The sequence below is a fragment of the Desulforamulus putei DSM 12395 genome, assembly GCF_900129195.1.
GTDB lineage: Bacteria > Bacillota > Desulfotomaculia > Desulfotomaculales > Desulfotomaculaceae > Desulfotomaculum > Desulfotomaculum putei.
This window is the reverse complement of record NZ_FQUY01000039.1, coordinates 1-13,281: the sequence shown is the minus strand read 5'-3', so window position 1 is coordinate 13,281 and position 13,281 is coordinate 1. Positions and strand designations below refer to the sequence as shown.

Here is a 13,281-nt window from a genome sequence, read left to right as displayed (position 1 = left end):
AAGGTGGACCTGGCCAGAGAACTGATGGAGCGGGCCCGGGCCCGCAGGGTAGAACTGCTCTTACCCACCGATGTGGTGGTGGCGCTGGCCTTTGAACCAACCTCCCGGCAGAAGGTGGTGCCGGTGACCGAAGTTCCGGAGGACTGGATGGTGCTGGACATTGGTCCGGCAACCGCCGAAAGATTTGCCGCCGCAGCCCAAAAGGCGGCCACCGTTGTCTGGAACGGTCCCATGGGTGTCTTTGAAATGGAGCCCTTTGCCAAAGGCACCGAAGCCATCGCCAGGGCGCTGGCCGATTCGGATGCCACCACCATCGTGGGCGGCGGGGATTCGGTGGCGGCCGTCAATAAGGTGGGCGTAGCGGATAAAATCAGCCACATTTCCACCGGCGGCGGGGCCTCCCTGGAGTTTCTGGAAGGGAAAGAGCTGCCCGGGGTAGCTGCACTGCAGGATAGTTCTCCAGCTTAAGAATTCATAATTTTTGAAATATTTTACAGGAGGTTAAAAAATGGCATTGGTAACAGTTACCGAACTATTGCAAAAAGCAGAGGTCGGCAATTATGCAGTGGGAGCCTTCAACTGCAACAATATGGAGATAGTACAGGCCATCATTGCAGCCGCCGAGGCGGAGAAATCACCGGTGATTATCCAGGCCAGCCAGGGAGCTATTAAATATGCGGGCCTGGAATGGATTGTTGGCATGGTTAAACTGGCAGCCGATAAAGCCTGCGTACCAGTTGCTTTGCACCTGGACCATGGCACCAGCTTTGAACAGTGCATGCAGTGCATTAGAGCCGGATTTACTTCCGTAATGCTGGACGGATCAAAACTATCGCTGGAAGAAAATATCGAACTGACTAACCGGGTTCTGGCAGCGGCCAGGGCTGTAGGCGTGTCGGTGGAAGCGGAACTGGGAAAAATAGGGGGTACGGAAGACGACATTACTGTGGACGAACGGGAAGCTATGTTAACTGATCCCCGGGAAGCAAAAGTATTTGTGGAACGCACCGGGGTGGACTCCCTGGCAGTGGCCATAGGTACCGCCCACGGCCAGTATAAAGGTGAACCTAAACTTGACTTTCAGAGATTAAAAGAAATTAGAGACCTGGTAAAAATACCCATTGTGCTGCACGGTTCATCAGGAGTACCTGATGAGTCCGTCCAGAAGGCAATCTCCCTGGGGGTAAGAAAAGTAAACATAGATACCAACATCCGGGAAGCCTTTACCTATGCCATGCGCCGGGCGCTGGATGAAAAACCTAAAGAAATTGACCCCAGAAAGATACTAGGGCCGGCACGCGAGGCAACCATTGAGTTAATTAGGCAGAAAATCAAAGTTTTTGGTTCAAAAGGAAAAGCATAAGCAAAACTATCGGGCATAAGAACTATATAGCCCCACCGCCTACCTGAGTTTCTGTTCCAGCCAGCTGCCAGTCAAGAGTAAAGGCCTATAGACGACGCTAACGCGGCCTCTTGACAGCAACCTGGCTGGAACAGGATAGGCCCTTATTTTACATATCCTGCCGGGCCGGTAAATGACTCACCGCCCAATTTCTTATCTTATCCTCACTGATAACACTGATATGAACATAGGAGATTTCTTTATTTTTTCATTAACCAGATCGGATACCCTGTGATTAATCGGATCACATTCCAGGAGGCAAATCTTTTCATTGCTTCGATTGCCATTTCTAATAAAGCTCCGCCGATAAAAAACATGCCCATGCTGGCTATAAAGCTCCAGAAAGACACCGTTCCAAAACACATATGTCTATGTGTTTAGGAACGGTGTCTTATCATGTGCTACCGCTCCTTTGCATGGAAAACTAAAAACCGCATCACAACAATTGAAACAATTATCGACCAGTTCCCCCAGCATGAAAAGTGGCTAACATATTCCTATAGTGGGGAAGCTTATCTCCCTCACTCCTATATTGCCAGATGGATAGAAGAATCAGTGAACAAGCATATATATAAAAAAACCACCTTGGTGTTTTTCTGTATATATAATCTAATAAAAACAAAAAATAGAAAGAAAGATACTGATGAAAAGAGGGGCAGAGCATGTTTCGTTGGCTGAGCAGAAAAGTGAAAAAAAGAAGAGGAAATTACTGATTTAAGTCTAATGATTAATAAGAGGTCTTTTTAACAGCATAAGAAGTTTTCAATATAATAAGCATCCAAAGTTTGAATCCTTCTAACACTCCCAAAGAATTGGTACTGGCCAAACAATTAATGGGAAATAAGCAGGGTTTACTGAACAAATATTTATTTTAACTACAACACCATAATAACGGTCTGAAATAAGTCAAATTTCGATGCAACAGGTGTCGCAGAAAATAGAACAAAAGAACGCGGAGCCTGTGCTCCAAGTTCATCACCAGGAACTGCAGACAGATCACGCTTTCGGCAGTCTCTTTTAGGCGCGCCATAATACGGGCTAAGCCGTAGCGACGCTTGCCCTCGCCGAATTTACCTTCCACGGCATTACGTTCGCAAGCATCTTGCCGTTCAAGGCGTTTCTGTTCTTTTTGTTTTTCTTTGTCCGTCGGCAGTCTACCAAGCCTTGGCCCGCTGAGTCGTATGCCGCGCTCTTCGCAGTACCGATAATTCTCCCTATTCCGGTAGATCCTATCGGCCTGCACTGCTTCAGGATAATATCCATACCTTTTGCGGCAGCATTCCACGGACTCTATTAAGGTCTTCGCCTCATTAAAGGCATCCCAACGCAGTTTTTCTACGTAAGCGTAGCCGTCTACAATACTGATGGCCACTTTGCCACCGAACTCGACATCTGCTTTGGCTTTCCCTCGAACGATAGGACGGATATGCGGTTGGCTGATGCTGACAATGCGATCCTCTATCTGATGAGTCCTGTGGGTATACATATGATACTGTTGTTCGTAAATCTTACGTATGGTATTCAATGTTTCCTGATGCTTCCGGCTTAGTCCATGACCATCGCCAGCCAGTGTAAGGTCTACGGCACGCAGGTTTCGCCTCACATAGCGTAGCTGCTGGCCAATGGCTTTGCGGACAGCTTTTTTCCCAGGTTTCTTGTTGCGGACAATGCTGAGATAGGCTTTACGAGCATTTGACGATAAGTGCGTGGTCTTTTACCTGGTTTGCCAAGAGTCTTGTGCACAATGTCAATAATATCATCCAGCTTTTCCCTAGCTTCGTTAAGCAGGGAGAGGTCAGTGGGGTAGCGTATATCTGCCGGAGCACAGGTAGCGTCTAGGATAAGCTTACCTTGGTTTTTTCGGTATATTTCGAAGGAAGAAGCATTCCTTTCCGGGCTGCTGGATTCTACGGATTCCGCCTTATTACCGTTTGATGGCGGTTCTGGTTTATGATCATCGTCATCCTTCTTATCTTCAGCTTCCCTGGCGGCACGGCAGATTTCTTCATTGATAGCCTTTAGAGTTTTTTCCGCGTCAAAACGCTTACGGAAGTGCACCATAAGAGAAGGATCGAACGGAGGTTTGTCCTGGTATTCCCGGAGGCCGATGAAATACTGCAGATATGGGTTCTCTGTGATCTGCTCAACCGTCTCGCGGTCGCTGTATCTACACTTTTCTTGGATGATGAGAGCCCCAAGAGCCATTCGAACGGGTTTAGCTACCTGTCCACGGTTGCCTTTTAAATGTTTAGCGTATCGGTCTTCAATGGTATCCCAGGGGATGATCTTAGCCAATTTGACCCAACGATTGTCAGCCCTCAGTTTACCTTCAAAGGGGAGTATGAATTCTTCGAGATACAGCTGTTTTTCCAATTTATGGAACATATTCTTCCTCCAGGTGCACAATTTTTCCGGCCTTTGCCGCATTTTCCTTGCACCTTATTTCGACAATCATGCTTCTAAGCCCTTGTTTTATATGGGGTTGCGATCCTTTCAGCAAACCCTAAGTAGGGGGCATCACGTTGTTTGCTGCTTTGTTTTTTGGTAGATTGGCAGGATTATTGCCGGAGGGAGTTACCAACTAACTATTTCCAAAGATGACGGACTTGATACTTTGTTGAAAACAAGATGAGGGTGTAGATTTGCAATTATCGGGCCATATCCATTTATGCGAGAGGGGGAAGAATTATGGCAACCAGAATGAGGTTAACAGACATCGACTTGTTGGAAACTCTGAGTTCCCCGGAGTATGCCGAGTTCTTGGAAAAGTTTCAGGAACGTCGGTTTCTTAAAAAGGAAATTCTCTATTTACCGAACGATGAGAAAAATTTGGTATTTTTAGTGAAGCATGGCAGGGTTAGGATTTATCTGGCTTATGAAGATAAGGAATTTACCCTGTCCATTTTGAGTCCAGGTGATGTCTACAGTACACATACTAGAGCCTTTATTCAGGCTATGGAAGATACAACTATATTGGTTACCGATGTCCGCAACTTCCAAAGATTGTTGTTAATTCACCTATTTTTGGTTTGAATATGGTTAAAGTATTGGGGGATTTATTGAAAAGCTCATTTACCATAATTAATAGTTTGGTTTTTAAAGAGACTTACTTAAGGCTGGCTGAATTTTTAGTTCATGCTGCGGAAGACATAGGAATACCGGTACAGCAGGGAATTAAGTTAGAGCTGGGCCTAACTACTGAAGAAATTGCTCTGATGGTGGGAGCTACCCGTCAAACAGTTTCAGTTTTTTTAAATGATCTGCAAAAGTCGGGCATTTTAGAAAAAGTAAACCGACGAACTATTTTGATTAAAGATTTAAAAAAATTGCAGGGGATAGAATCAGGTTTCTAGTTAAGAAGCGAAAATACTTTTTCGCTTCTTTTTTTATGTGGTATGCCCGGCATGGGCAATAGTAAGGGGTGCTGCAGGAGATTTATTTTACGGATTTAGGTTTTTGAAAAACCATCGTTTATCCGACAGAAGTTATGTTCACTTTTCTTTAAAGTGAGCAAAAGAACAAATTGTTTTTGGTGAAGGAGGTAGGAAATGTGGATTTTGGTTTTCTAATTAATGGGTCATCTGTGATAGCTTTGTTTGGTGTAATAGTTCTGTTGGTTGGTGAACTAGTTGCACTGAAGCAGATGAAAAACCTAATCCGATTACTGATTATTTCCAGTATTGCTGAAATCGGGTATGTTCTGCTGGGACTTGGTATGGGTACTTATGAAGGTATCTCAGGAGCTCTGCTGCATTTGGAATACCAAATTGTAATGCGGGGGTTGGTCTTTTTTGCTGCAGCGGCATTTATTGCACGAGGGCGCTCCCATAGTATTGAAAAGCTCAAAGGGATAGGTAAGACCATGCCTGTTATAGCAACCTTGTTTGGTTTCGGGTTGTTCTCAGTAATGGGCTTATCGCCATTTAAGGGTTCTATTAGTAAATTTTTGATTATTTATGCAGCTATTGAAAGTGGTCATTGGTTTTATGCTGCTATGGCCACGTTAGGCAGTATCATTGAGGCAGTGTATTTCCTTCTGGTAATTCAAAGACTGTGTTTCGAGAAACCCGTCCAAGAGGTGGAGGGAGTAGAAAAAGTCAAAGAAACTTCTTCTGTTTTGATGATAGTTTTACTGGTTCTGAGTGGTCTAACTGCTTTTATGGGCTTATTTCCGGAGCCTTTCATTCACAGTGCTGAGCATGCTGCTGCCATATTATTAGGGAGTGCGGGTCCGGAACAATTGCCTGCCTTTGAATCACCTTGGTCCACCTTGGTTCTCGTTCCTTATGTGGGTGGGTTCGTAGTTTATCTTATTGGGCGTTTTTCGCCAGACTTACGTAATTTGTTGGCGGTTATCATTACCGGTATAACAGTATACTTGGCTTGGCAAGGTGGCGATTTTGACAGTTTATCAAAACTTTTTGCTCTAATTATGGCCGGTATCGGTTTCTTGATCACTCTTTATTCTGTAGGCTATTTAAAGGGTAAACCGCATACAAACCGTTACTTTTTCTTCTTACTCTTAATGTTAGGCACTTTGTTGGGTTTGACAACCAGCAAGGAGCTGGGGAACTTTTACGTCTTCTGGGAATTAATGACCTGGACTTCTTATCTTTTGGTTGTTCATGAGCAAACTACAAAAGCCTTACGGGCCGGTTTCAAATATTTTATCATGTGTACTTCCGGAGCTTATATTATGCATTTTGCAATTTTAACATTGCATGTAAAGCTTGGAACCTTTGATATGGCGGCAATTTCTGCAAACTTACAGGTATTATCTCCAAGCCTTATGTTAGCAGTTTTGGGAATGTTTATAATCGGTTTTGGTGTCAAAACAGGCTTGGTGCCGTTGCATAGCTGGTTACCTGATGCTCACCCTGTGGCACCTTCATCCATTTCGGCGCCAATGTCAGGTATTTTGACCAAAACCGGTATTTATGGACTTGTACGTATTCTGTTTGTTGTTTTTGGTGCGGGTTTACTGACTAAGTTGGGTACTACCGGTCAGTTTTCTACTATTGGATTTGTTATCTCCATGCTTGGGGCACTGACGCTTTTGGTCGGTGAAATCATGGCTCTCCGGCAGACCGACATTAAAAAGATGTTGGCTTATTCGACTATGGCCCAGGTAGGAGAGATAGTAATTACTTTGGGAATAGGAACTTATTTGAGTCTTATTGGTTCCCTTTATCATGTTTTGAATCATGCAATCATGAAAAACCTTTTATTCTTGGCTGTGGGAGCTTTAATCTTCCGCTTGAAGAGTCAAGAAATTACTAAGTTTAAAGGTATCGGTCGGGTGATGCCTGTAACGTCTTTGTGTTTTAGTATTGGTATTTTGGCCATTATGGGCTTGCCGCCTTTCAACGGGTTCATCAGTAAATTCTTAATGCTTTATGCTAGTATACAAGCCGGTCATTTGGCATTGGCAGGTTTAATCCTTTTGGGTAGTATTATTGGTGGTTTTTATTATCTGAAATTGGTTAGGATTATTTTCTTTGAAAAGTATGAGGGTCCTGTGCTTAAGGAAGCTCCAATTACCATGTTGATTCCAATTGGGATCCTAACGGGTTTAACTGTTTTTAACGGTTTATATCCGCAAGCTGGTATGGCATTGGTTAAGCCAGTGGCTGATTTGATTGCAGCTAAAGGACAAATGGCTGTAACTGCTATTCCCAATGTTTCCATCGTTTGGCCCATGGTTGCGGTAATTCCGATGGTAGGGGCTCTGGTTACTTACCTTTTGGGAAGACGTTCGGCCAAGTTCAGCGGCTGGTTAGCAGTTGTGACAATGGTCGCAACATTGATAACAGTATTTACTGCATCTTCCCATCTTGATGTTTTTTCCTGGAGTTTTGCTTTACTTATTGCCTTTATTGGAGTTTTAAATTTACTCTACTCACTTGGTTATATGGATCATGGACATGCCCAAAGTCGCTTTTACACGTTTTTTGTTTTGATGATTGGCGGTCTTCTAGGTGTAGCGGTGAGCAAAGATCTCTTCAGTTTCTTTGCTTTCTGGGAAATCATGAGTAGCTGGACCTTATACTTTGTAATTATTCATGAGGAAACCAAAGAGGCATTACGGGAAGGTTTTAAATACTTTATTTTTAATTATGTTGGAGCCAGTCTGATGTTTTTAGGACTAATTGTCTTAACAGCTAATGCCGGTACTTTTGAGATGGGTGCGCTGGCCGGGCGGTTAAGTACTTTGCCGACAAACCTTGTGGCATTTGGCTTGATCTTGATGTTGATCGGCTTTGCAATGAAGGCAGCTATGCTACCTTTCCGCATCGACTATCAGATGCATCCGCCAACTGCACCAACACCGGTCAGTGGTTACATTTCTTCTGTGCTTTTAAAAAGTGCGCCCTTTGGGATGGCTAAATTGTTCTACGTTTTTGGAGGAGTTGCTCTTATAAGCAAGTTTGGTCTGGCAGGAGAGATGCCCAGCCTGATGTATACAGTTGCCTGGATAAGTGCCTTAACTATTGTAATGGCTGCTGCACTGGCTCTGTTGCAAAGTGGTATGAAGCGCCTGCTTATTTATCATACAGTGAGTCAAATGGGCTATATCATCTTAGGAGTCAGCTTGGGCTCTTCTTTAGGAGTGGCTGGAGGATTATTGCATTTAGTTAACCATATGCTGTTCAAGAACCTGCTTTTCTTAGTTGCCGGTGCCATTATGGTGAAAACCGGTATTGAGAACCTGGATAGATTGGGAGGAATTGGCAGGAAAATGCCGGTAACTCTCGGGGTCTTTGCGATTGGGGCCTTTTCGATTGCCGGCATTCCGCCGTTTAATGGATTTACCTCTAAATGGATAATCTATGAAGCTGCCATGGAGAAAGGATATGTATTTTTAGCTTTATTCTCCTTATTGGCAAGTGTTTTGACCTTAGCTTCGTTCGTTAAGTTTTTACATTCTGCCTTTTTCGGGCAATTACCGAAGGAGTTAGAGAATGTAACTGAAGCACATTGGACAATGCAAATTCCCATGGTAATTTTGGCTGTTTTGTGTGTGGTGTTTGGGGTTTTCCCGGGGGTACCACTTACTACTATTGTTGCCATAGAGAGCTGGTTGGGCCTTACACCGGTTTCAGTTTCACTTTTCGGGATTGATTCCGGCCTGGGAACTTGGAATGCCGGGGTTATCGCTGTACTATTGGCAATAGCCTTTATTGCAGGTGTTAGTGTCTACTTTATTGGCAATGGGAAAATCAGATATACAAAAATCTATACTTGTGGGGTAACTGATTTAACAGCCGAAGAGGTGCATGTTAATTCCCATAATCTTTATGAATCGCCAAAAGGCTTGGTTAAACAGTGCATTAAAGTTTTATACCGGATTACCGGCTTAGGTAAGGGGGTATAATTATGACGGATATTGTTAAATTAATTTTTGATTTATTAATTTTTCCTGGTGGCTTGTTTGCCGTAGCCTTTGGGTTGTTTCTTATGGGAATTGACCGTAAAATTGCTGCACGATTACAGAGGAGGGTTGGCCCCCCTGTCTACCAGCCCTTTATTGACCTGGTCAAACTTACCAGGAAGGAGATAGTTGTACCGGAGACCGCGCACCTGCAGGCCTTTAGGTTAGCGCCATTGTTGGGGGTTGCAGGGATGATGGCAGCTGTGCTCCTGATACCTATTGCTGGCGTATACCAAGGTTTTGAGCATTCGGGAGATTTATTGGTTTTGCTTTACTTGCTGTCATTACCTGCCATTGCTTTAATGATCGGTGGTTCTGCTTCCAGTTCACCATTTGGGGCTATAGGCTTTTCCAGGGAAATGGTCATGATGATGTCCTATGAATTGCCTTTACTGCTAGTGCTGCTAACCGTTGCTTTGAAAGTTGGACTGGCAACAGGTGGCATAGCTACCTTTTCTTTAAGTGAAATTGTGCAGTTCCAACTGGAAAACGGGGCATTACTTTTTGATTACACCATGTTACCGGCTCTGCTGGCTTTTCTGGTATTCATTCCGGGTAATATGGGGGTGGTTCCCTTTGATATCCCCGAGGCGGAAACTGAAATTGTCGAGGGTCCTATTCTGGAATATTCCGGTACCGGTTTAGCTTTATTTAAACTAATGACCTCCCTAAAAGTGGTTGTGGTATTGGGTTTAGCCATAGCACTCTTTTTCCCGACACCACTGGGTGAAAATTTCTTGCTTAACTTATTGTGGTTTTTCCTAAAATGTTTAGTTTTAATGGTAATTTCTATTACAGTTGTTCGCACCAGTACAGGACGGGTACGGATGGATCAGGCTTTTAAATTCTATCTTAAGTATCCGACAGTACTGGCTTTGATCAGCTTGGTTTTAACGTTGTTACAAGGATAACAGGGAGGAGTCTGGATGAAAAAGTTACTGCAAAAAATTGCCAAGAAATCACCGTGGTTGTACCGCATCAATGCAGGATCCTGTAATGGTTGTGATGTGGAATTGGCAACTACGGCATGTATCCCTCGTTATGATGTTGAACGCTTAGGCTGTAAATATTGTGGAAGTCCAAAGCATGCCGACATCGTTTTGATTACCGGTCCTCTTACTGCTCGGGTTAAGGAAAAGGTTTTGCGTCTTTACGATGAAATTCCTAATCCTAAAGTAACGGTAGCCATAGGAGTGTGTCCAATATCGGGAGGGGTGTTTAGAGACAGTTATGCTATTACCGGGCCTATTGACAAATTTATTCCGGTAGATGTAAATGTACCGGGTTGTCCTCCCAGACCACAGGCGATTATTGACGGGATAGTTGAAGCCATCAAAATTTGGGAAACCAGGCTGTAAAGGAGGGTTGCCCATGTCTTCATTTTTAAAAATAGCCATTCGTAATTTGCTCAAAGGTCCGTCTACCGATCCTTATCCCTTCGGTGAAACTTTTGTTCCCAAGGGACTGAGAGGTAAAGTCAAATATAATGCCAAGGCTTGTGTTGCCTGTAGAATGTGTGAGCACGTTTGTGCCGGTGGAGCAATCCAAATCAGGGAAGTGGCCGACAAAAGTGGCCTGGAGTTTATACTTTGGCATAATACGTGTGCCTTTTGCGGTCTCTGTGAACATTACTGCCCAACTAAAGCAATTCGCTTAACTGAGGATTATCATACAGCCCACAGGCAAGAGGACAAATACAGATATGTGGAAAAAGGGTTCATTAAATATGTAAATTGTGCCCGGTGTGCTACACCTATGGTGCCGATAGCTCTTGAATTACTGAACGTAGCTTATGATCAAGTTAACGAGGACATTGAAAAATTAAGGCATTTATGCCCAAAATGCCGCCAAGAACGAGCCCTTTGATGAAGGAGATGAGGAAACAGGATGGAGCGGAATATTCAGGAGGATTTTACAGAGAAACTAACTCAGGCAGTGGGCGAAGGATTCTCCTTGCGTTGGGAAACAGATTCTAAAGGAGTGGTTACTGGCTGGTGTAGGCTCAATGACCACAGCCAAATTACTAATGTTGCTTTGATTGTGTCAAGATTGGGCGGCCGGGTAATCACAATTACAGCTTATAAAACTAAAGATGCCCAACAGAAAGATATTCATGAAATAGCTTACCATTTTGATCTGGATGGCTGTACTTGCACAGTTACCATTGAAATACCCCGTGATATTGGTAAAGTTAATTCCATTACTCCGATTTTAAAAAGTGCTGATTGGACGGAACGCGAATTACAAGAATTGTATGGTATTAAAGTAGTCGGCCATCCTAATCCAAAGAGATTGTTCCTTGATGAAACTATTGATGAAGGAATAATGAATAAATTAATTCCTTTATCAGTTGCTATGAACGGAGCAACTAGTAAAACGTTGTGGGAGAAGGTATTTGCAGCCACTTCTAAGGAGGCAGATAATGAATGAGTACTTATACCATCCCAGTAGGACCACTACATGTAGCGTTAGAAGAACCAATGTATTTCCGGGTGCAGGTTGAAGGAGAGACTGTTGTTGGTTTGGATATAACGGCAGGGTTTGTACACCGGGGGATGGAATCCTTGGCATTGCAACGCAACATTTACCAAAATATAACTTTAACTGAGCGTCTTTGTTCTTTGTGTTCAAATAACCATCCATTTACTTATTGTATGGCCCTTGAGAAGATTGCCGGAATCAAAGTTCCGGAAAGAGGTGAATATCTAAGGGTTATCGCTGATGAAATAAAAAGGATAGCATCCAACTTGTTCAATACGGGTATATTGGCTCATATCATTGGTTTTGATTCCTTATTTATGCATGTGATGGAGATACGGGAGATAGTCCAGGATACCAAAGAGACTATTTATGGTAATCGGATGGACTTGGCCGCTAATACCATTGGCGGCGTAAAATATAACCTATCTAATGAAAAGATTAAATATATGATAAAGCAGATGGACAGCTTGAAAAAGCCATTGGAAGAAATTGTTGATATCTATATGAACAATAAGCTTGTTCGAGCTAGAACTGAAGGTGTAGGGATCTTGCCTAAAGAAGAAGCCATCCGGTATGGTGTGGTTGGTCCTGTTGCCAGGGGGTCTGGAGTAAATAATGATGTGCGGGTAAAGAGTCCTTATGCGGCTTATGACAAGATAAAAGTTAATGTTAATGTAGAAACTGGTTGTGATGTTAGAGCGAGAGCCATAGTTAGATTAAGGGATATTCAGGAAGCTATCAATATTATTCAACAATGTCTAAAAAAATTGCCTGACGGTCCAACTTGTATAGACTATTTGCCGGAAATACCTGCTGGGGAGGCAGTAGCCAAGTCAGAGGCTCCGCGAGGAGAATTGATTTATTATTTACGCACAAATGGTTCTGATATGCCGGAACGCCTTAAGTGGCGGGTGCCAACTTATATGAATTGGGAAGCGCTCAATGTTATGATGCCGGGAAATAAAGTGTCTGATATTCCGCTTATTATTACTAGTATCGATCCCTGTATCTCCTGCACCGAAAGATAATTATAATAAGAAAGCCAGGAGCCGGGCTTACCGTAAATTCTGCTATGGCAGTAGCTCTCTTGATTTGTGTCGTAGCGAAAGGATGCGATGCCATGCATGAAATGGCGATAGTGGATAGTCTTTTTCAGATTATCAATACCAAAGTAAAAGAGCATCAAATAAAAAAAATTTTAAAAGTAAAGCTTAAGGTTGGCGAGATGACAGTAGTGGAACCTATGACCTTAACCGCGTGTTTTGAAGTTTATGCGCAAGATACTGTTGCTGAGGGGGCAGAGTTGGTTATTGAGCGGGTTCCACTGCAGGGAAAGTGTCGGGAGTGTAAAAATGTGTTTCGGGTTTACAACTATAATTTTAAATGTCCGCAATGTGAGAGCAGATTTGTAGACATCGTTGCCGGAAGGGAATTGTACATTGAGAATTTAGAAGTAGAACAATAAGTACCTTCTCGGAAAGTCCCAGAGTTATGCTTTTCACTGATAACGTGAGTTTTACCACTGCCCGCAAGGGCCGGGCTTATTCCTTCTACGTACTGGGTGACGGAGGGGAAGTATAGCCCGCCTACCGGGGGATGTTTGATGTTAAAAAGTTTTGTAGTTTCAAAAAATGTATAACATAGAAAGCATTCCTGTAATGAAGAGCAGGGGTTTTGAGGGAAAATGAAAATCCTGGTATAAAGAATGTAGTGGCCTAAAGCATTCGAAGATGCAAGCGCGGGCTCACTAATTCAAAATACCAGGAGGACTGAAAAGTGAAAGTTTCTAAGATTAAACAAATCCAGCCAAATACCTTGATTGTTGGAATTGATATTGCCAAACAAACACACTGGGCTCAAATGATGTTGCAAGGAAAGCTGATTGGAAAAGCTTTCTCTTTCCAGAATACCAGAGAAAGTTTCGAAAATCTAGTCACTACCCTCAAAGCTTACCAACAAAAATTAG

General features: G+C 43.2%; 12 protein-coding genes and 1 pseudogene. 12 read left to right on the top strand and 1 reads right to left on the bottom strand.

Annotation, left to right across the window (positions count from 1 at the left end):
- Positions 1-468: phosphoglycerate kinase (gene pgk, locus BUB67_RS15100; protein ID WP_073240219.1), on the top strand; the 468-nt coding region annotated here is incomplete at its 5' end.
- Between the two features lie 40 nt (positions 469-508).
- Positions 509-1,363: a class II fructose-1,6-bisphosphate aldolase gene (locus tag BUB67_RS15095; protein ID WP_073240218.1), complete on the top strand. Its 855-nt coding sequence runs from the start codon at positions 509-511 to the stop codon at positions 1,361-1,363.
- Positions 1,364-2,273: 910 nt separating this feature from the next.
- Here the strand turns inward: BUB67_RS15095 and BUB67_RS15085 are convergent.
- Positions 2,274-3,787: pseudogene (locus BUB67_RS15085) on the bottom strand (IS5 family transposase).
- A 303-nt stretch (positions 3,788-4,090) separates the two neighbouring features.
- Here BUB67_RS15085 and BUB67_RS17035 point away from each other — a divergent pair.
- From BUB67_RS17035 to BUB67_RS15040, 10 genes are all read left to right on the top strand, one after another.
- Positions 4,091-4,435, top strand: a complete 345-nt coding sequence (locus BUB67_RS17035) for a Crp/Fnr family transcriptional regulator (RefSeq protein ID WP_238457083.1) — start codon at positions 4,091-4,093, stop codon at positions 4,433-4,435.
- Between the two features lie 26 nt (positions 4,436-4,461).
- Positions 4,462-4,755: a helix-turn-helix domain-containing protein gene (locus tag BUB67_RS17030; RefSeq protein ID WP_238457082.1), complete on the top strand. Its 294-nt coding sequence runs from the start codon at positions 4,462-4,464 to the stop codon at positions 4,753-4,755.
- Between the two features lie 197 nt (positions 4,756-4,952).
- Positions 4,953-8,777 (top strand): proton-conducting transporter transmembrane domain-containing protein, encoded by a 3,825-nt coding sequence (locus BUB67_RS15075; protein ID WP_073240216.1) that lies wholly within the window; start codon positions 4,953-4,955, stop codon positions 8,775-8,777.
- Between the two features lie 2 nt (positions 8,778-8,779).
- On the top strand, positions 8,780-9,745 hold the full coding sequence (locus BUB67_RS15070) for a respiratory chain complex I subunit 1 family protein (RefSeq protein ID WP_073240215.1): 966 nt from the start codon (positions 8,780-8,782) through the stop codon (positions 9,743-9,745).
- A 15-nt stretch (positions 9,746-9,760) separates the two neighbouring features.
- Positions 9,761-10,192 carry an NADH-quinone oxidoreductase subunit B family protein gene (locus tag BUB67_RS15065; RefSeq protein ID WP_073240214.1) on the top strand — a complete coding sequence of 144 codons (432 nt, stop codon included), beginning with the start codon at positions 9,761-9,763 and terminating at the stop codon, positions 10,190-10,192.
- A gap of 13 nt (positions 10,193-10,205) precedes the next feature.
- Positions 10,206-10,700, top strand: coding sequence for a 4Fe-4S dicluster domain-containing protein (locus BUB67_RS15060; RefSeq protein WP_073240213.1), 495 nt, complete (start codon positions 10,206-10,208; stop codon positions 10,698-10,700).
- Between the two features lie 21 nt (positions 10,701-10,721).
- The gene (locus BUB67_RS15055) at positions 10,722-11,264 is read left to right on the top strand and encodes an NADH-quinone oxidoreductase subunit C (RefSeq protein ID WP_073240212.1); all 543 of its coding nucleotides are present in this window, start codon (positions 10,722-10,724) and stop codon (positions 11,262-11,264) included.
- Positions 11,261-12,343, top strand: coding sequence for a hydrogenase large subunit (locus tag BUB67_RS15050; protein WP_073240211.1), 1,083 nt, complete (start codon positions 11,261-11,263; stop codon positions 12,341-12,343). The genes BUB67_RS15055 and BUB67_RS15050 overlap by 4 nt, the downstream gene beginning before the upstream one ends.
- Positions 12,344-12,435: 92 nt before the next feature.
- Positions 12,436-12,780 carry a hydrogenase maturation nickel metallochaperone HypA gene (hypA, locus tag BUB67_RS15045; RefSeq protein WP_013809562.1) on the top strand — a complete coding sequence of 115 codons (345 nt, stop codon included), beginning with the start codon at positions 12,436-12,438 and terminating at the stop codon, positions 12,778-12,780.
- Positions 12,781-13,091: 311 nt separating this feature from the next.
- A partial coding sequence (locus BUB67_RS15040) for an IS110 family transposase (protein ID WP_143157109.1) occupies positions 13,092-13,281 on the top strand: 190 nt, incomplete at its 3' end.